A 20,350-nucleotide genomic window follows, 5' to 3' on the forward strand; every position below is an offset into this window, starting at 1 on the left:
TCTCCTTAGCAGCAGGCCAGTTCAAAATCAAAGCGCTCCGGCACGATCCCATACTCACTGTCCAGCGGCAGGAAACGGATAGCGAAACGGCTCTTATGGCCGGAGATCTGCGGATACAGCTGGTGAGCCAGATCGAGACGCAGACGTAGCAGATCGGCATCTTCGCCATTATCCTGGTAAAAGCCGTTGAGGCTGGTCTGTTTGCGAAACAGCGCAGAGTTACGGATCAGGTCGAGGATCAGGTTCAGGGACTGGATCAGCGGATCGAGGCTGGCGAGCCAGCTGGCCACCTGCTCGTCCCGATGCGCCTGTGGCATATGGAGCCAGATATGCAGGGTCGGTAAATCGAAGCTGCAGCAGCCGCCTGGAATACTCAGGCGCTGACGCACCAGCGCAATCAGGCGATCTTCACGCAGAAACTGGCCAATACGCGGCGCGGCCATCAGGGTGCTGGAGGATTGCTTCAGCTGCTGGCGCAGTTCGTTAATGCGCTCCTGATCGACGCCCGGTACTTCTGCCCAGGACTGGAGCTTGCGCTGCTGGCGCTCCAGTTCTTTAACCAGGTCGGTACGCACCTCGCCACGCTCCAGCACATCCAACAGATCGCCGGCGTTACGGAAAAAATGGAGCGCATCGGCATGAGTGGCAATCATCGGATGGAAAGCCATTTGCTGGATCAGAAATTCGATGCGCAGCCAGGTACGCATTTTCTCATTAAGAGGATGTTCAAACAGAACGGGGGTATGCATTACGAGTTTTCCTGTGAGGCGGCCTGCGATGCCAGCATTAAATACTTTTCGTGCAGGCGGGCAACATCCGATGCCACTGCATCCGGCGTGCCAGTGTTTTCAATAACATCGTCCGCGGCGGCCAGGCGCTGCTCGCGCGTGGCCTGAGCGGCAAGAATATGTTCTGCATGTTCGCGGCTGACCTTGTCACGCAGCATGGTGCGTTCGATCTGCGTTTCTTTTGGCACATCGACGACCAGTACGCGATCGGCCTGACCGGACAGGCGGTTTTCGACCAGCAAAGGTACGACCCAGAGGAGATAAGGGGAGGTAGCAGCCTGCATCTGGCGGCGCGTTTCCTGCTGGATCAGCGGATGCAACAGCGCGTTAAGCCAGGCTTTATCCTCCACGTGAGCAAAAATTTTTTCCCGCAGCAGGCGGCGGTTCAGCGTGCCGTCGGGGGCAATCATCTGCGACCCAAAGTGGCCGGCGATGGCCTGGAGCGCTGGGGTGCCAGGTTCGACCACCTGGCGGGCGATAACATCGGCATCAACAACGTTAACCCCGAGCTGCGCGAAGGCGTCTGCGACCGTGCTTTTACCGCTGCCGATCCCACCTGTTAACGCGACTGTGTACCCCATATCTTCTGACCCTGAAACGGATTGCTCGTATTTTTTGCATTCAGACAGCGATGACTGGCCGCACGTCGGAGAGGTGATAGTGATCATGTCGTGATAGTCACGTGCCAACCGGGATCGCCGCCCGCTATTCTGTTTCTTTTAATCAAGCAAATCAAATGGTTAAAAATAATACGCTGGCGAGGAAAGGCATAAGCGCTTTTTTCTCCATTCACCAGGTAAATTTATACGATTGTAGCGTAAAAAAAGTGAAAATCGCAGTCTTGCGCAGGCCTGATTCGTGCGTATGATAACGTCACTGGAGTTGTGCTCTCACAATAATGCAATTAACCCCAGGAATTCGCACATGCGTATTGAAGAAGATCTGAAGCTTGGTTTCAAAGACGTTCTTATCCGCCCGAAACGCTCTACTCTCAAAAGCCGTTCTGATGTTGAGCTGGAACGTGAATTCACTTTCAAACATTCAGGCCAGACCTGGTCCGGTGTGCCAATTATTGCGGCCAACATGGATACCGTCGGCACCTTCAGTATGGCGAAAGCGCTGGCCACTTTTGGTATTCTGACTGCGGTACACAAGCACTACACCGTTGAGGAATGGCAGGCGTTTGTACAGGGCGCATCCGCAGATGTCCTCAAGCATGTGATGGTTTCCACCGGCACTTCCGATGCGGATTTCGAAAAGACGCAACAGATCCTCTCTCAGAATCCGCAACTGAAATTTGTGTGCATCGACGTGGCTAACGGCTACTCTGAGCACTTCGTGCAGTTTGTGGCGAAAGCCCGTGAAGCCTGGCCGCAGAAAACCATTATCGCCGGAAACGTGGTCACCGGTGAAATGTGCGAAGAGCTGATCCTCTCCGGCGCCGATATTGTGAAAGTCGGGATTGGCCCGGGTTCCGTCTGCACTACCCGCGTCAAAACTGGCGTCGGCTATCCGCAGCTCTCCGCCGTGATCGAGTGCGCTGATGCGGCGCACGGCCTGGGCGGCCAGATCATCAGCGACGGCGGATGCACCATGCCGGGTGATGTGGCGAAAGCTTTCGGCGGCGGCGCCGATTTCGTGATGCTCGGCGGCATGCTGGCGGGCCATGAAGAGAGCGGCGGAACCATCGTTGAAGAGAACGGGGAAAAATTCATGCTGTTCTATGGCATGAGCTCCGAGTCGGCGATGACGCGCCATGTTGGCGGTGTCGCGAAATACCGCGCGGCGGAAGGTAAAACCGTTAAGCTACCGCTGCGTGGCCCGGTGGATAATACTGCTCGCGATATCCTTGGCGGCCTGCGTTCAGCCTGCACCTATGTTGGCGCGTCGCGTCTGAAAGAGCTGACCAAACGGACGACCTTTATCCGCGTTCAGGAACAAGAGAACCGGATATTCAATAGCCTGTAAGTGGCTTCGCTGGCGCCTGTGCTGCGCCAGCGTTTCTCACCCTCCCGCCCCGCCAATGGCATCGCCCAGATGAAAAACGGGCAAATACATCGCCACCACCAGAATGCCGACCAGTGAACCGGTTATCACCAGCATGATGGGTTCGAGATGCGCAGCCAGACTGTCGGCTCGCTGATGCGTTTGCTCTCGATGATGGTGCGCCAGATTTTCCAGCATTTGATCCAGCGCCCCCGCGCTTTCACCCGTACGGATGAGCTGCAGGCACAGCGGAGTAAAACCGCCGCACCGGCTTAACGCCTGCCAAATCGGTTCCCCCTGGGCTATCAGCGTACGGGCTTGCGCCAGGCGCTGGCGCCAGAGTGGGCACGACAGAGTTGCTTCAACACTTTGCAAACCCTGCAGAAAGCTAATACCGGCGCTTTGGGTTAAAGCCAGGATGGTAAAGATCAGGCTCAGCTGTTGGCCGCCGATCAGGGGGCCGATGAGAGGGAGCGCGTTCAGCAATCGCTGGCGACGCAGCAACCAGTCGCTACGCCGCCGGACCAGCTGGTTGAGCAGCAGCGGGCTCAGGAAAAGGGCCAGCAGTAGCGGCCAGCCGCGACTTAGCATGTCGCCTGCCGCAACGACCATCCGCGTCAACAGCGGCAGCGGCGTACTGAACGTCTGGTAGATGGCGGTGAACTCGGGCAGGACAAAATAGAGCATCCCCAGCACCACCAGCAGCGCCAGGGCGAGTACGATCAGCGGGTAACGCAGCGCTTTTTTGACCTTGCCGGCGAGCCGCTGCTGCTCCTGCTGTTGGTTGGCCAGCTGCTGGCAGCAAATATCGAGCTTGCCTGTCAGTTCGCCGGTGCTAATCATCGCCAGATAAAGCGGCGGAAAGGCTTGTGGCCACTGCGCCAGCGCGGTAGTGAAAGCTACACCCTGAACCAGTTCGCGGCCCAGGGACTCAAGCAGCGCTTGCCATTGCGGGTGTGGTTGCTGCTGCGCCAGCAGAGATAAACCGTCCGCCAGCGGCAGGCCGGCCTGCAGCAGGGTGGCGAGCTGACGGATCGTTTCGCTACTGTAGCGTGGGTGCCAGAGATTCAGCTTCACTGCACAGCGGCGCACGGCCAGCGGCATGACGCGCTGCTGCTGAAGGTCGTGCAGCACCTCCAGACGACTGGCTTGCCATAGCATCCCCTGGCAAGGGGCGCCGTGCGCATCGATACCGCGCCAGCGCCAGAGACGCTTAGTCGCCATGGGGGATCCCCAGCACCCGCACCACCTCTTCAAGGCTGGTCAGCCCCTGTTCGATAGCCTGACAACCGCTTTCAAAAAGCGTCATCATCCCCGCGGCTCGCGCCAGAGATTCAATTTCAATGGCATTCAGCCCCTGGACTATTCCCTGGCGTAACCCGGGGGTGACAGGCATGACCTCAAACAGCGCCAGCCTGCCGTGATAACCGTGATAACAGTGATCGCAGCCAGCCGCCTGCCAGCGCGGCAGCGGGCGTGGCCACAGGCTGTGCGGCAGGTCGGCGGCGCTACCGACATTGCGCCGACAGTGGGGGCACAGCTTGCGGACCAGGCGCTGGGCGATAACCAGCGAGAGCGCTGAAGATATCATCCAGCGGGCGATGCCCATCTGCTGCAGGCGGGTGAGGGTTTCGCTGGTGGAGTTGGTGTGCAGGGTGGAAAGCACCAGATGGCCGGTCTGGGCGGCTTTCAGGGCTATTTCAGCGGTCTCGGCGTCACGAATCTCGCCTACCATGACAATATCCGGATCCTGGCGTAACAGGGCGCGGAGTACGCTGTGAAAGGTGAGCCCGGAACGCGGATTAATTTGCGTCTGATTCATCCCGGCGATGGGGATCTCCAGCGGATCCTCGACGCTACAGATGTTCACTTGCTCCCGGTTTCTGGCCTGCAGGGCGCTGTAGAGGGTCACCGTTTTACCGCTTCCGGTCGGGCCGGTGACCAGCAGTAGACCCTGCGGCTGATTAAGCGCCTGGCGAAAAGCCGCCAGCTGGGAAGAGGAGAGTCCGAGGGCCTCCAGATCCAGGGCCTGGTCAACCTGATGCAGAAGACGCAGGACAATTTTTTCGCCATAGCGGCAGGGTAGAGTGGCGATGCGAAAGGAGAGCGGTCGTCCGCCGAGGTTCAGCGCGAACTGACCATCCTGTGGTAAACGATGCTCGGCGATATCGAGACTGGCCATGACCTTGAGTCGCGCAATAATCGGTGCCGCCAGCTCGGGGGCCAGCAACGGCAGGGCATGGAGGACGCCATCGACCCGCAGGCGGATGCGTAAATGCGTTTCCGTGGGTTCGATATGAATATCGGACGCCCGCTGACGCAGAGCCTGTTCGAGGATCTGGTTGACCCGTTCGGCGATATTTTCCGGCCCCGCGTTTTGCGCCAGTTGCGCCTGCTTTTCCTGGGCCTGCAGACGCTTGTCCATCTGTTCCTGGCTCCAGCATTCAATATCGATTCGCTTTTGCGTCGCGAAGCGCAGCGCCTCCATCAGCTCCGCCGGTGGGGGTATCGACCACCGCAATGGCTATTGTCTGCTCGTCGCTATGCAGCAACATGGCGTGATAGCGGCGACAGAGAGGGATCAGCTGTTCTGTTTTCATGTGTTTGCCCTTACTTCACCCGGAAGACGTCTTCGCAGGCCTGCTGAAGGGCGCTGTTGCCGGTGATAGTGCAGACGCGCTGCCAGCCAGTGACGCCCTCGGCGTTATCCCAGGTCGGCGTCAGGGTGACGCCCAGTCCGTTCAGACTCTCCTGGCCGGTGAGGGTGACGACCCCTTTGGCCACGCTCATGGCGGAGAGGTAGCGAGTGGTTGTCGGCGAGGGAATGCCGTTGCTGCCGCCGTCACATACCGTCAGGCCGCCATGATCGAGCGCGCAAAGTTCTATGGCCGTCCGGTAAGGGACAAAGGTCTGCAGCAGGTCGGTGAGGGCGGCTTTACGCAGGTAGTTCTGGTAGGCCGGGATGCCAATGGCACTGAGAATAGCGATGATCCCAATGACCACCATCAGTTCAATCAGGGTGAAACCACGTTGTTTATCCATAAGTCGCTCCTTGTTGTGACAGGAGCACTGTGACGGGATTTGGGATACCAGGCGAGGAGGCGAAAACAATCCGGGAAACCAGATTCCAGGGTTTTTACTTTGCTTACATGGTGGGCATGAACGGCTGCGAGTCGGCTCGCAAAATCAGGCCCTCACGCCCGGCAGCGTGAAGGCCAATTACTTAGCGAAAACGCATCGACAGGTCGAGCGCCTGCACATGTTTGGTCAGGGCGCCGACGGAGATATAGTCGACGCCGGTGTCGGCAAATTCGCGGATGGTGTCGAAGGTAACGTTACCGGAGACCTCCAGCGCCGCCTGGCCTGCGGTGATTTTCACCGCCTCGCGCATCAGGTCGGTGGTGAAGTTATCGAGCATAATGATGTCCGCCCCGGCTTTTAACGCCTGCTCCAGCTCATCCAGGGTTTCCACTTCCACTTCCACCGGCACATCAGGATGTAGCCAGAACGCCTTTTCCACCGCCTGACGGATCGAGCCGGAGGCGATGATATGGTTTTCTTTAATCAGGAAAGCGTCGAACAGGCCCAGGCGGTGGTTGGCGCCGCCGCCGCAGAGTACCGCGTATTTCAGCGCGGTACGCAGTCCTGGCAGCGTTTTACGGGTATCCAGAAGTTGGGTTTTGGTGCCGGCCAGCAGGTCGACGTAGCGACGGACGACGCTGGCGACACCGGAGAGAGTTTGCACAAAGTTCAGCGCCGTGCGTTCGCCGGTGAGCAGAATACGCGACGGGCCTTCCAGCTCGAACAGCGGCTGGTCGGCTTTGACCGCATCGCCGTCGGCCACGTGCCAGGTGATATTCACGTCGTCACCGGCGAGCTGAATAAAGACCTCTTCCACCCAGCGTTTGCCACAGAAGACGCCATCTTCGCGGGTAATGACCACCGCATGGGAGCGTGCATCCTGCGGCAATAATTGCGCGCTAATATCGTTGTTGGCGTCGACTTCGCCGCCCAAATCTTCCCGCAGGGAGTGTGCGACAGCATCGGTAATATCGAGGTTAATACGTTCCAGCAGCACGTCACGGCGGCGGTCGGGGTTGTAACGACGAGGCGACATGATAAAGCTCCAGATAGATAAGATTCAGAAGTGGGAAACATGCTAACCTGAACGACGTTTCAGTACCATACACACTTCATCCTTTGGGCCGGCGTGTGGCCCGGAAGCATGAGTTCGCGAAAGGAGATCCCGCATGCAGTTGAACGAGGGATGGCTGGTCGGCGCGCGTCGGGTTCCCTCGCCGCACCATGACTGCCGTCCGGATGAAGAAGCCCCTTCCTTACTGGTGGTGCATAACATTAGCCTGCCACCGGGTGAATTTGGTGGTCCGTGGATTGATGCGCTGTTCACTGGCACCCTGGATCCCCATGCGCATCCTTTCTTTGCCGAGATTGCTCATCTGCGCGTTTCGGCACATTGTCTGATTCGCCGTGATGGCGAAATCGTGCAGTATGTGCCTTTCGATAAGCGTGCGTGGCATGCGGGGGTCTCCTGCTATCAGGGGCGAGAACGCTGCAATGACTTTTCCATTGGCATTGAGCTGGAAGGCACGGATACCCTGGCGTATACCGATGCGCAGTACCAGCAGCTGGCGGCGGTGACGGAACTACTGATCACGATTTACCCGGCTATCGCCGAAAACATCGCGGGCCACAGCGATATCGCGCCCGTGCGGAAAACCGATCCAGGACCGGCCTTTGACTGGATAAAATTCCGGGCGCTACTCAGTGCGCCGTCAGATAAGGAGACATCATGACGCTGTTTACGACGCTGCTGGTGCTTATCGCCGAACGGCTGTTTAAGCTGGGCGAACACTGGCAGCTTGATCATCGGCTGGAGGTGGTGTTCCGCCGGATAAAACATTTTTCGCTGCTGGGCACGCTGCTGATGACGGTGGTGGCTGTCGCGGTGGTGTATCTCATTCAGCGCCTGCTGCAGGGGCAGCTATTTAACGTACCTCTGCTGGTGTTCTGGATCTTGCTGGGCCTGTTGTGCATCGGGGCAGGCAAGGTTCGGCTGCATTATCATGCCTATCTGAAAGCGGCGTCGCGCAATGACAGTCGCGCCTGCGATGCCATGGCCAGCGAGCTGACGCTGATCCACGGCGTACCGCCGGGCTGCGATGAGCGTGAATATCTGAGTGAGCTGCAAAATGCGCTGCTGTGGATTAACTATCGATATTACCTGGCGCCGCTTTTCTGGTTTGTGGTGGGGGGCGCGTGGGGGCCGCTGACGCTTATCGCTTACAGCGTACTGCGCGCCTGGCAGACGTGGCTGGCGCGCTACCAGACGCCGCATCACCGTTTGCAGTCTGGGATCGATGGTCTCTTGCATATCGTGGACTGGCTGCCGGTGCGTCTGGTGGGGGTTGTCTATGCTCTGGTGGGGCATGGAGAGAAAGCGCTCCCGGCGTGGTTTGCATCGTTAGGCGACCGCCATTCATCGCAGTATCAGGTATTGACCCGCCTGGCGCAGTATTCCCTGGCTCGTGAACCGCACGTGGATAAAGTGGCGACCCCGAAGGCCGCGGTGTCGATGGCCAAGAAAACCTCGCTGGTGGTGGTGGTGATCATGGCGCTGCTGACGATTTACGGCACCCTGGTTTAACGGCCTGAGCCCGCGTTCAGCCTGCCACGATGCATGCACCTGCGGGACTCTTGCTGCCGGGTGGCGGCTTCGCCTGACCCGGCCTGCAGAACCGCGTCAGCGGGCTTCATTCCGAACCGCTACAGCGTATCCGCCGGCGGGATGCCGAAGTCGGGCATCCCGTCCTCCCTCCAGCTGACGAGTTTTAACCGCGTATGGCGATTGGGGTCATACAGTGGATCGCCTTCTATCTCGGTGTAATTCCGCGCGTGATACACCAGCACATCTTCCCCTTCCGGCGTTTGGGTAAAACTATTATGGCCCGGGCCATACTGGCGGTTTTCATAGCTGGTACGAAAGACCGGCTGCGGGGCTTTATGCCAGTTCGTCGGCTGCAGCGGATCGGCCTGCAGATCGATCCAGAGTAACCCCATGCAGTAGTTTTCATCGGTGGCGCTGGCGGAATAGCTGATGAACAGCTTATCGCCATGCACCAGCACCGCAGGACCTTCGTTGACCTTAAATCCCCGGCACTCCCAGTCGAACTCCGGCTTGCTCAGCATGACCGGCTCGCCTTTTAGCGTCCACGGGTTGGCCATTTCAGCAAGATATAAGTTTGAGTTGCCTTCGATATGCGGGGATTTTTGCGCCCACAGATACCAGCGTTTGCCCTGATGGATAAAAGTAGTGGCATCGAGGGCGAAGGTATCGAAAGGCGTGACCACCTGGCCTTTTTCCTGCCAGCGACCGGTCAGCGGATCGTTGTCGGCGCACTCGAGAACGAACATGCGATGCTGGAACATCCCCAGCGCATCCAGATCGTGAGTATGGGTGGCGGCAAAATAGATATACCACTTACCGTCTATTTCATGCAGCTCCGGCGCCCAAATCAGCTGGCTCATCGGCCCGCTTTGCGGCGCGCGCCAGACCACTACCGGCTCAGCATCGCGCAATCCTTCAAGGGTGGCCGCGCGCCGGATCTCCAGCCGGTCATATTCCGGTACCGAGGCAATAAAGTAGTAGTGATTAAGGTGGCGCAGAATAAAGGGGTCTGCGCGCTGTTCAATAAAGGGGTTTGGCCAGTTGTTCATCAGGCTTTCCTTACGTGTTCACTGGTTTTCAGTTCCTGGTATTCGTTCAGCTCGCTGTAGTTGCTGCGGCGCTTCTCTAAATCGCTTTGAATCTGGCGCATCAGGGTGCGGTCAACCTTCAGCAGGCGCACCACGCCGGCGGTGATCAGATAGCCGACGCCGGGGATGACCGAGAATAGGAGCACGATGCCGTTGAGGGCGGAGGCGCTTTGCGCTTTCGCGCCGGCGTCGTAGCCGTACCATGACAGCAGGAAACCTACCATTGCTCCGGCGACCGCCAGGCCGACCTTGAGGAAGAACAGATTGCCGGAGAAGCTAATGCCGGTGATGCGCTTACCGGTTTTCCACTCGCCATAGTCGTCAACGTCGGACATCAGCGACCAGTGCAGCGGAGAGGGGATCTGATGCAGGATGTTGAGCAGGAAGTAGAGCACCATAATCAGCGTGGTGGCGTGCGGATTAAAGAAATAGAAGGCGCAGGAGAAAATCGCCAGCACGATGTTGGTCCAGAAGAAAACCTGCAGTTTGCACCAGCGGTCGGTGAGGACTTTCGCCAGCATGCTGCCAATCATCATCCCGACCACGCCGAGGCTGATAAACAGGGTGGCAAAATGGGTGCTTTGTCCCATCACCCAGGTGACGTAATACATGGTGGCGGCCATGCGAATAAAGCCCGGGCAGACGTTGCACAGCGTGAGCAGCAGGATGCGCACCCACTGGTCATTTTTCCACACGTCTTTGAGGTCTTTTTTCAGTTCATCATTCGTCTGCACCGCCGGGTGTATGCGTTCACGCACGGTAGCGAAGCAGAACAGGAACATACACATGCCGATAAAGGCCAGCACGGTCATCGCCATCTGGTAGCCCTTCGCTTTATCGGCGCCGCCGAACCAGTCGGCCATTGGCAGCAGCGTCAATGACAGCAGCAGCGTGGCGATACCCACCATCACAAAACGATAGGACTGGCAGGCAACGCGTTCTTTCGGATCAGCGGTCATCACCGTTCCCAGCGAGCAGTAGGGGATGTTAATCGCGGTATAGGTCACCGACAGCAGAAAGTAGGTCACGAACGCATAGATAACTTTGCTGTTATAGGTCCACTCAGGAGTAGTGAACATCAGCACGCTGAACAGGGCGTAGGGGAAGGCAATCCACAGTAGCCATGGACGAAAGCGGCCATATTTACTGCGGGTACGGTCGGCAAGGGCGCCCATAATCGGATCGGTCACCGCATCGATGATGCGCACCGACAACAGCAGTACGCCGACCAGCGCCGGCGCCAGGCCGAAGATATCGGTATAAAAATAGTTAACAAACAGCATGATGGCGCCAAATATGATATTGCATCCGGCATCACCCATCCCGTAACCAATCTTTTCCTTTATTGATAGTCTATTGTCTGCCATGTGCGGTCTCTCCGTTGCAGTATGGAGAGAATTATTGGCTGCTATCGAGGGAAATACGTTGCAGGAACTCGTTAACGATATGGATATATCAGCTATGGAGGGGAAAGTGTGAAGCAGATAACAATGCTCTGCGCCCGTTATTCAGGGAGGGGCGCAGAGCAAAGAGAAATATTTATGAGATGTATTATTGTGCTTTTATGGTGGCGGCGGCTTTCTGTTTAAACAGATAGCCCACGCCCAGCACCGCAATCCATACCGGGATCAGCCAAACGGAAATCGCCATCCCCGGGGTCATCAGCATAATCACCAGCACTGCCGCCATAAACAGCAGGCACACCCAGTTACCCAGCGGGTAGAAGAGGGCAGGGAAGCGAGTGGTGACCCCCTGCTGCTGTTTGGCGCGACGGAATTTCATATGCGCCAGGCTGATCATCGCCCAGTTGATAACCAGGGCCGAGACCACCAGCGCCATCAACAGGCCGAAGGCGGATTCCGGCGCCAGGTAGTTTATCAGTACGCACAGCGCGGTCACCAGGGCCGAGACGAGGATGGTATTCACCGGCACGCCGCGTTTGTCGACGCTGAGCAGCGCTTTCGGCGCGTTACCCTGCTGGGCAAGGCCGAACAGCATACGGCTGTTGCAGTAGACGCAGCTGTTATAAACCGACAGAGCCGCCGTCAGCACCACGACGTTAAGGGCATTTGCCACCAGCGTATCGCCAAGCTCATGGAAAATCAGGACGAATGGGCTGGTGTCCGCGGTCACGCGGGTCCACGGCAGCAGGGAGAGCAGCACCGCCAGCGAGCCAACATAGAAGATCAGGATACGGTAGATAACCTGGTTGGTGGCTTTCGGAATGCTTTGCTCAGGATTATCCGCTTCCGCCGCGGTGATCCCCACCAGCTCCAGACCGCCGAAGGAGAACATGATGATCGCCATCATCATTACCAGTCCGGTAAAGCCGTGCGGCAGGAAGCCACCCTGATCCCACAGGTTACGTACCGTCGCCTGCGGGCCGCCGTTACCGCTGAACAGCAGCCAGCCGCCGAACAGAATCATCGCCACCACGGCGACCACTTTGATAATCGCGAACCAGAACTCCATTTCCCCGAACACTTTCACGTTGGTCAGGTTAATGGCGTTGATAGCGATGAAGAAGACCGCCGCAGAGGCCCAGGTCGGGATTTCCGGCCACCAGAACTGGATATATTTGCCGACGGCGGTGAGTTCCGCCATGGCCACCAGGACATACAACACCCAGTAGTTCCAGCCGGAAGCGAAGCCGGCAAAGCCGCCCCAGTATTTATATGCGAAGTGGCTGAACGAACCTGCTACCGGCTCTTCCACCACCATCTCACCCAACTGACGCATGATCAGAAAGGCGATAAAGCCGGCAATCGCGTAACCAAGAATGATACCCGGGCCGGCGGACTGAATGACGGACGCGCTTCCCAGAAACAGGCCGGTGCCGATAGCCCCGCCCAGCGCGATAAGCTGAATGTGGCGGTTTTTCAGGCCGCGCTTCAGCCGATCGCCGTGCTGTTGACCTTCCATATGAAACCTCGTGTGTGGTTATTTTTTGTGTACGTCATCCGTCAGGTTGCTGCTTCTCTGCTGTCCCTGCCAGAAAGCATAGCCAGCGAAAATTTGGGCGAAGTGGCCCACTTTTTACCTGAGTGATGGCGCGCACATATTGTTGTGTTTGTGTATTTAGCGACTTCCGTTTCTGTATTGTTTTGTTTACGGAAGGCGGTGTGGTAATTCAAAAAAAGGCCTTTCGTCTGAGGGAGAATAGTGTTAAGCGCGACCGAATGCACCTGCTTTATGAAGGGATGATGACGATGTGTCTAAAAAGACATCAATAGACACATTCAGTATTATTCCATCGCATTACCTATGAGTGGTTATTTATTCTGTTAATTTGATTTTTTATTCATCTATGGCGCAGTTGAATCGGTTCAGATAGCGTAATTTTTCGTTTCCATAAAGTTAACGCTACCCCTTTGTGAGTAAACGTAACATTTGTGCAAGGTTACATTTCTGAAATGTTATTTCTGTAAGGTTGTTAAAATGTCCGCGGTTTACTGATTTCAATCAAAACCTGTATGGACAGAAGGTGAATACTTTGTTACTTTAGCGCTACGAACTTTAAATTGGTAAGACCAATTGACTCCGGGCTAATGGCAGAGACAGGGAATATGGCCTACAGCAAAATCCGCCAACCAAAATTATCCGATGTGATAGAGCAGCAGCTGGAGTTTCTGATCCTTGAGGGGACCTTGCGCCCCGGTGAAAAACTTCCGCCCGAACGCGAACTGGCTAAGCAGTTCGACGTTTCCCGCCCCTCGCTGCGTGAGGCGATTCAACGCCTCGAAGCCAAGGGCTTGTTGCTTCGTCGTCAGGGAGGTGGAACGTTTGTTCAGAGCCGCCTGTGGCAGAGCTTCAGCGATCCGCTGGTCGAGCTGCTGTCCGATCACCCTGAATCCCAATTCGATCTGCTTGAGACCCGTCACGCGCTGGAAGGCATCGCGGCTTATTACGCGGCGCTGCGCAGCAATGATGAAGATCGCGATCGTATCCGCGAGCTGCATCAGGCCATTGAACGGGCGCAGCAGTCGGGCGATCTGGACGCTGAGTCCGGCGCCGTCGTCCAGTATCAAATCGCCGTCACCGAGGCGGCACACAATGTGGTTTTGCTCCATCTGCTAAGGTGTATGGAGCCGATGCTGGCACAAAACGTTCGTCAGAACTTTGAATTGCTGTATGCCCGCCGGGAAATGCTCCCGTTGGTCAGCAACCATCGTACTCGCATTTTCGAGGCGATAATGGCCGGGGAGCCGGAGCAGGCGCGTGAGGCGTCGCACCGTCACCTGGCGTTCATTGAGGAAATTTTGCTGGACCGTAGCCGTGAGCAGAGTCGTAGAGAGCGCTCACTGCGTCGTTTACAGCAACGAAAGGACGAGAACTCCGGTTCTTAAGCGCCATTTTTAGAGCGCGGCAACTAAACGCAGAACCTGTCTTATTGAATTTTTGGTTGTTCAAAGGTGAAGAACGAAGAGTTCAATGGGACAGGTTCCAGATTAATCAACGATTAGATAGATAAGGAATACCCCCCATGTCAGAACGTTTACCAAATGACGTGGATCCGATCGAAACTCGCGACTGGCTACAGGCGATCGAATCGGTCATCCGTGAAGAAGGTGTTGAGCGTGCTCAGTATCTTATTGACCAACTCCTTTCTGAAGCCCGCAAAGGCGGGGTGAAAGTGGCTGCTGGCGCATCGACCGGCGGTTACGTCAACACTATTGCCGTTGAAGATGAACCGGAATACCCGGGTAATCTGGATCTGGAACGTCGTATCCGTTCTGCGATCCGCTGGAACGCGATCATGACCGTTCTGCGCGCATCGAAAAAAGATCTCGAACTGGGCGGCCACATGGCTTCCTTCCAGTCTTCCGCAACCTTCTACGAAGTGTGCTTCAACCACTTCTTCCGCGCACGCAACGAGCAGGATGGCGGCGATCTGGTGTACTTCCAGGGCCACATCTCTCCGGGCGTGTATGCGCGTGCTTTCCTGGAAGGTCGTCTGACTGAAGAGCAGATGAACAATTTCCGTCAGGAAGTTCACGGTAAAGGTCTGTCCTCTTATCCGCACCCGAAACTGATGCCGGAATTCTGGCAGTTCCCGACCGTTTCTATGGGTCTGGGCCCAATCGGGGCAATTTATCAGGCTAAATTCCTGAAATATCTGGAACACCGTGGTCTGAAAGACACCTCCAAACAAACCGTTTATGCTTTCCTGGGCGACGGTGAGATGGACGAGCCGGAATCTAAAGGTGCGATCACCATCGCCACCCGCGAGAAGCTGGACAACCTGGTCTTCGTTATCAACTGTAACCTGCAGCGTCTTGATGGCCCGGTAACGGGTAACGGCAAAATCATCAACGAACTGGAAGGCATCTTCGCGGGCGCTGGCTGGAACGTTATCAAGGTTATCTGGGGCGGTCGTTGGGATGAGCTGCTGCGTAAAGACACCAGCGGTAAGCTGATCCAGCTGATGGAAGAAACCGTTGACGGCGATTACCAGACCTTCAAATCCAAAGACGGCGCATATGTGCGCGAGCACTTCTTCGGTAAATATCCGGAGACCGCGGCGCTGGTTGCCGACTGGACTGACGAGCAGATTTGGGCCCTGAACCGCGGCGGCCACGATCCGAAGAAAGTTTACGCTGCACTGAAAAAAGCGCAGGAAACCAAAGGCAAAGCGACCGTAATCCTCGCCCATACCATTAAAGGTTACGGCATGGGTGACACCGCTGAAGGTAAGAACATCGCCCACCAGGTTAAGAAAATGAACATGGACGGCGTTCGTTACGTCCGCGATCGTTTCAACGTGCCGGTTGCCGATGCCGATCTCGAAAAACTGCCGTACGTCACCTTCCCGGAAGGTTCCGAAGAGCACACCTATCTGCACGCTCAGCGCCAGAAACTGCACGGCTATCTGCCGAGCCGTCAGCCGAACTTCTCTGAGAAGCTGGAGCTGCCGACGCTGGAAGATTTCGCTCCGCTGCTGGAAGAGCAGAATAAAGAGATCTCTACCACTATCGCATTTGTTCGTGCCCTGAACGTGATGCTGAAGAACAAATCCATCAAAGACCGCCTCGTGCCGATTATCGCCGACGAAGCGCGTACTTTCGGTATGGAAGGTCTGTTCCGTCAGATCGGTATTTACAGCCCGAACGGCCAGCAGTACACCCCGCAGGACCGTGAGCAGGTTGCTTACTACAAAGAAGACGAGAAAGGCCAGATCCTGCAGGAAGGGATCAACGAGCTGGGCGCAGGCGCATCCTGGCTGGCTGCGGCGACTTCTTACAGCACCAACAACCTGCCGATGATCCCGTTCTACATCTACTACTCGATGTTCGGGTTCCAGCGTATCGGCGACCTGTGCTGGCAGGCAGGCGACCAGCAGGCTCGCGGCTTCCTGATCGGTGGTACTTCCGGTCGTACAACGCTGAACGGCGAAGGTCTGCAGCACGAAGATGGCCACAGCCATATTCAGTCGCTGACTATCCCGAACTGTATCTCTTACGATCCGTCCTATGCATACGAAGTGGCTGTCATCATGCATGATGGCCTGGAGCGTATGTACGGTGAGAAACAAGAGAACGTTTACTACTACATCACTACGCTGAACGAAAACTACCACATGCCGGCCATGCCGGAAGGCGCCGAGGAAGGTATCCGTAAAGGTATCTACAAACTCGAAACCATCGAAGGTAGCAAAGGTAAAGTTCAGCTGCTGGGCTCCGGTTCTATCCTGCGTCACGTTCGTGAAGCAGCGCAGATCCTGGCGAAAGACTACGGCGTGGGCTCTGACGTGTATAGCGTCACCTCCTTCACCGAACTGGCGCGTGATGGCCAGGATTGCGAACGCTGGAACATGCTGCACCCGCTGGAAACCCCGCGCGTGCCGTATATCGCTCAGGTAATGAACGACGCTCCGGCCGTGGCATCCACTGACTATATGAAACTGTTCGCTGAGCAGGTTCGTACTTATGTACCGGCTGATGATTACCGCGTACTGGGTACCGATGGCTTCGGTCGTTCCGACAGCCGTGAAAACCTGCGTCACCACTTCGAAGTCGATGCTTCCTATGTGGTCGTTGCAGCGCTGGGCGAACTGGCTAAACGTGGTGAAATCGATAAGAAAGTGGTGGCTGACGCTATCGCGAAATTCGACATCGATGCAGAAAAAGTTAACCCGCGTCTGGCGTAAGAGGTAAAAGAATAATGGCTATCGAAATCAAAGTACCGGACATCGGGGCTGATGAAGTTGAAATCACCGAGATCCTGGTCAAAGTGGGCGACAAAGTAGAAGCTGAACAGTCGCTGATCACCGTAGAAGGCGATAAAGCCTCTATGGAAGTCCCGTCTCCGCAGGCTGGCGTCGTGAAAGAGATTAAAGTCTCCGTCGGCGACAAAACCGAGACTGGCAAACTGATTATGATTTTCGATTCCGCCGAGGGTGCAGCAGCCGCTGCACCTGCGCAGGAAGAGAAGAAAGAAGCCGCGCCGGCTGCGGCTGCGCCAGCAGCTGCCGCGGCAGCGAAAGAAGTTCACGTCCCGGATATCGGCGGCGATGAAGTTGAAGTCACCGAGATCATGGTTAAAGTGGGCGACACCATCGCCGCTGAGCAATCCCTGATCACCGTAGAGGGCGATAAAGCCTCTATGGAAGTGCCGGCGCCGTTCGCGGGTACCGTGAAAGAGATCAAAATCAACACCGGTGACAAAGTGTCCACCGGCTCCCTGATCATGATCTTCGAAGTGGCGGGCGCTGCGCCTGCCGCCGCACCTGCTCAGGCTGCTGCTCCGGCGGCGGCTGCTCCAGCTGCGGCTGGCGGTGCGAAAGACGTTAACGTACCGGACATCGGCGGCGACGAAGTTGAAGTCACCGAAGTGATGGTCAAAGTCGGCGATAAAGTGGCTGCTGAGCAGTCCCTGATCACCGTCGAAGGCGACAAAGCGTCTATGGAAGTGCCGGCGCCATTCGCAGGTACCGTCAAAGAGATCAAAATCAGCACCGGCGATAAAGTCAAAACCGGTTCCCTGATCATGGTCTTCGAAGTGGAAGGCGCTGCGCCTGCCGCCGCGCCGGCTCAGGCTGCTGCTCCGGCACCGGCTGCTGCACCGGCTCAGGCCGCTAAGCCTGCCGCTGCACCGGCTGCGAAAGCAGAAGGCAAAACTGAATTCGCTGAAAACGATGCTTACGTTCACGCGACGCCGCTGATTCGCCGCCTGGCGCGCGAGTTCGGCGTTAACCTGGCAAAAGTGAAAGGCACCGGCCGTAAAGGTCGTATCCTGCGCGAAGACGTTCAGGCTTATGTGAAAGACGCGGTTAAACGCGCTGAATCCGCACCGGCGGCTGCCGCTGGCGGCGGTATCCCGGGCATGCTGCCATGGCCGAAGGTTGACTTCAGCAAGTTTGGTGAAATCGAAGAAGTGGAACTGGGTCGTATCCAGAAAATCTCTGGGGCTAACCTGAGCCGTAACTGGGTGATGATCCCGCACGTTACCCACTTCGACAAAACCGATATCACCGATCTGGAAGCGTTCCGTAAGCAGCAGAACGCCGAAGCTGAGAAGCGTAAACTGGACGTGAAATTCACCCCAGTGGTCTTCATCATGAAAGCCGTTGCCGCTGCGCTTGAGCAGATGCCGCGCTTCAACAGCTCGCTGTCCGAAGATGGTCAGCGCCTGACGCTGAAGAAATACATCAACATCGGTGTGGCGGTTGATACCCCGAACGGTCTGGTGGTTCCGGTCTTCAAAGACGTGAATAAGAAGAGCATCACCGAGCTGTCTCGTGAACTGACCACCATCTCGAAGAAAGCGCGCGATGGCAAGCTGACGGCTGGCGAAATGCAGGGCGGTTGCTTCACCATCTCCAGCATCGGCGGCCTGGGCACTACCCACTTCGCGCCGATTGTTAACGCGCCGGAAGTGGCCATCCTGGGCGTGTCTAAGTCCGCGATGGAGCCGGTATGGAATGGTAAAGAGTTCGTTCCGCGTCTGATGATGCCGATCTCTCTGTCCTTCGACCACCGCGTCATCGACGGTGCTGATGGTGCCCGCTTCATTACCATCATTAACAACACCTTGAGCGACATTCGCCGCCTGGTGATGTAATCGAAAAAGCCGGCCTGACGGCCGGCTTTTTTCTGATAACCTCAGGCTGTTGGGGATTATCAGCAACAAAGGACAAAATCGTTTGCCGTTTGTTGTTTAAAAATTGTTAACAATTTTGTAAAATACACGCGGATAGAACGTCCCGGTGGACTTGGGCGTAAGAATAATAGCGTCAGACCCGCCGGATATAAATTACAGAGGTCATGATGAGTACTGAAATCAAAACTCAGGTCGTGGTACTTGGGGCAGGCCCCGCAGGTTACTCTGCAGCCTTCCGTTGCGCTGATTTAGGTCTGGAAACCGTCATCGTAGAACGTTACAGCACCCTCGGTGGCGTTTGCCTGAACGTGGGTTGTATCCCGTCTAAAGCGCTGCTGCACGTGGCAAAAGTTATCGAAGAAGCGAAAGCGCTGGCCGAACACGGCATCGTTTTCGGCGAACCGAAAACCGACATTGACAAGATCCGCACCTGGAAAGAAAAAGTTATCACTCAGCTGACCGGCGGCCTGGCTGGCATGGCTAAAGGCCGTAAAGTGAAAGTGGTTAACGGTCTGGGTAAATTTACCGGCGCCAACACCCTGGAAGTGGAAGGCGAAAACGGTAAAACCGTGATCAACTTCGACAACGCCATCATCGCGGCGGGCTCCCGTCCGATTCAGCTGCCGTTTATCCCGCATGAAGATCCGCGCGTATGGGACTCCACCGACGCCCTGGAGCTGAAATCTGTACCGAAACGCATGCTGGTCATGGGTGGCGGTATCATCGGTCTGGAAATGGGTACCGTATACCATGCGCTGGGTTCAGAGATTGACGTGGTTGAAATGTTCGACCAGGTTATCCCGGCGGCCGATAAAGACGTGGTGAAAGTCTTCACTAAACGCATCAGCAAGAAATTCAACCTGATGCTGGAAACCAAAGTGACTGCCGTTGAAGCGAAAGAAGACGGTATTTACGTTTCCATGGAAGGCAAAAAAGCGCCAGCTGAAGCGCAGCGTTACGACGCCGTGCTGGTCGCTATCGGTCGCGTACCGAACGGCAAAAACCTCGACGCAGGTAAAGCGGGCGTGGAAGTGGACGATCGCGGCTTTATCCGCGTTGACAAACAAATGCGCACCAACGTGCCGCACATCTTTGCTATCGGCGATATCGTCGGTCAGCCGATGCTGGCGCACAAAGGCGTACACGAAGGTCACGTTGCCGCAGAAGTTATCTCCGGCCTGAAACACTACTTCGATCCGAAAGTGATCCCGTCCATCGCCTACACTGAGCCAGAAGTGGCATGGGTTGGTCTGACTGAGAAAGAAGCGAAAGAGAAAGGCATCAGCTACGAAACCGCCACCTTCCCGTGGGCTGCTTCCGGCCGTGCTATCGCTTCCGACTGCGCAGACGGTATGACCAAACTGATCTTCGACAAAGAGACCCACCGTGTTATCGGCGGCGCGATTGTCGGCACCAACGGCGGCGAGCTGCTGGGTGAGATCGGCCTGGCTATCGAAATGGGCTGCGACGCTGAAGACATCGCGCTGACCATCCATGCTCACCCAACTCTGCACGAGTCTGTTGGCCTGGCGGCAGAAGTCTTCGAAGGCAGCATCACCGATCTGCCAAACGCCAAAGCGAAGAAAAAGTAACTTTTTCTTTCAGGCTAAAAGCATAAGCGGCTCCCGGAGCCGCTTTTTTTATGCCTGATGTTTAGAACTATGTCTCCGTTCATAAACCGCTACACCTCATACATACTTTGA

15 protein-coding genes and 1 pseudogene are annotated in these 20,350 nt (G+C 56.4%); 7 read left to right on the forward strand and 9 right to left on the reverse strand.

Annotation, left to right across the window (positions count from 1 at the left end):
• Positions 1 to 5: 5 nt before the first annotated feature.
• On the reverse strand, positions 6 to 749 hold the full coding sequence (zapD, locus tag CW267_RS08005) for a cell division protein ZapD (protein ID WP_008807424.1): 744 nt from the start codon (positions 747 to 749) through the stop codon (positions 6 to 8).
• The gene (gene coaE / locus CW267_RS08010) at positions 749 to 1,369 is read right to left on the reverse strand and encodes a dephospho-CoA kinase (RefSeq protein WP_016160296.1); all 621 of its coding nucleotides are present in this window, start codon (positions 1,367 to 1,369) and stop codon (positions 749 to 751) included. Before coaE ends, zapD begins: the two co-directional genes overlap by 1 nt.
• Positions 1,370 to 1,712: 343 nt before the next feature.
• Here coaE and CW267_RS08015 point away from each other — a divergent pair, with 343 nt between their 5' ends.
• Entirely contained in the window at positions 1,713 to 2,756 is a 1,044-nt protein-coding gene (locus CW267_RS08015) for a GMP reductase (protein WP_012542849.1), read from the forward strand.
• Positions 2,757 to 2,792: 36 nt separating this feature from the next.
• On the opposite strand, the gene hofC is transcribed toward CW267_RS08015, so the two are convergent.
• The 4 genes and pseudogenes from hofC to nadC all read right to left on the reverse strand — a co-directional run bounded on the left by hofC (position 2,793) and on the right by nadC (position 6,891).
• Entirely contained in the window at positions 2,793 to 3,998 is a 1,206-nt protein-coding gene (gene hofC, locus CW267_RS08020) for a protein transport protein HofC (RefSeq protein ID WP_100781230.1), read from the reverse strand.
• A pseudogene (gene gspE / locus CW267_RS08025) lies at positions 3,988 to 5,374 on the reverse strand (type II secretion system protein GspE). The gene hofC and the pseudogene gspE overlap by 11 nt, the downstream one beginning before the upstream one ends.
• A gap of 10 nt (positions 5,375 to 5,384) precedes the next feature.
• Entirely contained in the window at positions 5,385 to 5,816 is a 432-nt protein-coding gene (gene ppdD, locus CW267_RS08030) for a prepilin peptidase-dependent pilin (RefSeq protein ID WP_008807418.1), read from the reverse strand.
• Positions 5,817 to 5,997: 181 nt separating this feature from the next.
• Positions 5,998 to 6,891, reverse strand: coding sequence for a carboxylating nicotinate-nucleotide diphosphorylase (nadC, locus tag CW267_RS08035; RefSeq protein ID WP_002888684.1), 894 nt, complete (start codon positions 6,889 to 6,891; stop codon positions 5,998 to 6,000).
• A 133-nt stretch (positions 6,892 to 7,024) separates the two neighbouring features.
• Between nadC and ampD the strand changes: the two genes are divergently transcribed.
• Both ampD and ampE read left to right on the forward strand, forming a co-directional pair.
• On the forward strand, positions 7,025 to 7,588 hold the full coding sequence (gene ampD, locus CW267_RS08040) for a 1,6-anhydro-N-acetylmuramyl-L-alanine amidase AmpD (RefSeq protein ID WP_008807417.1): 564 nt from the start codon (positions 7,025 to 7,027) through the stop codon (positions 7,586 to 7,588).
• Positions 7,585 to 8,439, forward strand: coding sequence for a beta-lactamase regulator AmpE (ampE, locus tag CW267_RS08045; protein ID WP_012542846.1), 855 nt, complete (start codon positions 7,585 to 7,587; stop codon positions 8,437 to 8,439). The genes ampD and ampE overlap by 4 nt, the downstream gene beginning before the upstream one ends.
• Before the next feature lie 119 nt (positions 8,440 to 8,558).
• On the opposite strand, the gene CW267_RS08050 is transcribed toward ampE, so the two are convergent.
• The 3 genes from CW267_RS08050 to aroP form a co-directional block, all read right to left on the reverse strand.
• Positions 8,559 to 9,509 (reverse strand): family 43 glycosylhydrolase, encoded by a 951-nt coding sequence (locus CW267_RS08050; protein ID WP_022066122.1) that lies wholly within the window; start codon positions 9,507 to 9,509, stop codon positions 8,559 to 8,561.
• Entirely contained in the window at positions 9,509 to 10,915 is a 1,407-nt protein-coding gene (locus CW267_RS08055; protein WP_100781229.1) for a glycoside-pentoside-hexuronide (GPH):cation symporter, read from the reverse strand. The genes CW267_RS08050 and CW267_RS08055 overlap by 1 nt, the downstream gene beginning before the upstream one ends.
• Positions 10,916 to 11,099: 184 nt before the next feature.
• Positions 11,100 to 12,470: an aromatic amino acid transporter AroP gene (gene aroP, locus CW267_RS08060; RefSeq protein WP_008807413.1), complete on the reverse strand. Its 1,371-nt coding sequence runs from the start codon at positions 12,468 to 12,470 to the stop codon at positions 11,100 to 11,102.
• A gap of 644 nt (positions 12,471 to 13,114) precedes the next feature.
• Between aroP and pdhR the strand changes: the two genes are divergently transcribed.
• The 4 genes from pdhR to lpdA all read left to right on the forward strand — a co-directional run bounded on the left by pdhR (position 13,115) and on the right by lpdA (position 20,239).
• Positions 13,115 to 13,894 carry a pyruvate dehydrogenase complex transcriptional repressor PdhR gene (gene pdhR, locus CW267_RS08065; protein ID WP_002888699.1) on the forward strand — a complete coding sequence of 260 codons (780 nt, stop codon included), beginning with the start codon at positions 13,115 to 13,117 and terminating at the stop codon, positions 13,892 to 13,894.
• Between the two features lie 137 nt (positions 13,895 to 14,031).
• On the forward strand, positions 14,032 to 16,695 hold the full coding sequence (gene aceE, locus CW267_RS08070; RefSeq protein ID WP_008807412.1) for a pyruvate dehydrogenase (acetyl-transferring), homodimeric type: 2,664 nt from the start codon (positions 14,032 to 14,034) through the stop codon (positions 16,693 to 16,695).
• Positions 16,696 to 16,709: 14 nt separating this feature from the next.
• Positions 16,710 to 18,608, forward strand: coding sequence for a pyruvate dehydrogenase complex dihydrolipoyllysine-residue acetyltransferase (aceF, locus tag CW267_RS08075; RefSeq protein ID WP_032731619.1), 1,899 nt, complete (start codon positions 16,710 to 16,712; stop codon positions 18,606 to 18,608).
• Between the two features lie 206 nt (positions 18,609 to 18,814).
• Complete coding sequence (gene lpdA / locus CW267_RS08080; protein ID WP_002888731.1) at positions 18,815 to 20,239, forward strand: dihydrolipoyl dehydrogenase; 1,425 nt, start codon at positions 18,815 to 18,817, stop codon at positions 20,237 to 20,239.
• Positions 20,240 to 20,350 lie beyond the last annotated feature (111 nt).

Source organism: Klebsiella sp. X1-16S-Nf21, from assembly GCF_002837615.1.
GTDB classification, from domain to species: Bacteria; Pseudomonadota; Gammaproteobacteria; order Enterobacterales; family Enterobacteriaceae; genus Klebsiella; species Klebsiella variicola.

Excerpts from the sequence above, each read along its gene's own strand:
- zapD (WP_008807424.1), bottom strand. The coding sequence starts at position 749 with ATGCATACCCCCGTTCTGTTTGAACATCCTCTTAATGAGAAAATGCGT.
- coaE (WP_016160296.1), bottom strand. The coding sequence starts at position 1,369 with ATGGGGTACACAGTCGCGTTAACAGGTGGGATCGGCAGCGGTAAAAGC.
- CW267_RS08015 (WP_012542849.1), top strand. The coding sequence starts at position 1,713 with ATGCGTATTGAAGAAGATCTGAAGCTTGGTTTCAAAGACGTTCTTATC.
- hofC (WP_100781230.1), bottom strand. The coding sequence starts at position 3,998 with ATGGCGACTAAGCGTCTCTGGCGCTGGCGCGGTATCGATGCGCACGGC.
- ppdD (WP_008807418.1), bottom strand. The coding sequence starts at position 5,816 with ATGGATAAACAACGTGGTTTCACCCTGATTGAACTGATGGTGGTCATT.
- nadC (WP_002888684.1), bottom strand. The coding sequence starts at position 6,891 with ATGTCGCCTCGTCGTTACAACCCCGACCGCCGCCGTGACGTGCTGCTG.
- ampD (WP_008807417.1), top strand. The coding sequence starts at position 7,025 with ATGCAGTTGAACGAGGGATGGCTGGTCGGCGCGCGTCGGGTTCCCTCG.
- ampE (WP_012542846.1), top strand. The coding sequence starts at position 7,585 with ATGACGCTGTTTACGACGCTGCTGGTGCTTATCGCCGAACGGCTGTTT.
- CW267_RS08050 (WP_022066122.1), bottom strand. The coding sequence starts at position 9,509 with ATGAACAACTGGCCAAACCCCTTTATTGAACAGCGCGCAGACCCCTTT.
- CW267_RS08055 (WP_100781229.1), bottom strand. The coding sequence starts at position 10,915 with ATGGCAGACAATAGACTATCAATAAAGGAAAAGATTGGTTACGGGATG.
- aroP (WP_008807413.1), bottom strand. The coding sequence starts at position 12,470 with ATGGAAGGTCAACAGCACGGCGATCGGCTGAAGCGCGGCCTGAAAAAC.
- pdhR (WP_002888699.1), top strand. The coding sequence starts at position 13,115 with ATGGCCTACAGCAAAATCCGCCAACCAAAATTATCCGATGTGATAGAG.
- aceE (WP_008807412.1), top strand. The coding sequence starts at position 14,032 with ATGTCAGAACGTTTACCAAATGACGTGGATCCGATCGAAACTCGCGAC.
- aceF (WP_032731619.1), top strand. The coding sequence starts at position 16,710 with ATGGCTATCGAAATCAAAGTACCGGACATCGGGGCTGATGAAGTTGAA.
- lpdA (WP_002888731.1), top strand. The coding sequence starts at position 18,815 with ATGAGTACTGAAATCAAAACTCAGGTCGTGGTACTTGGGGCAGGCCCC.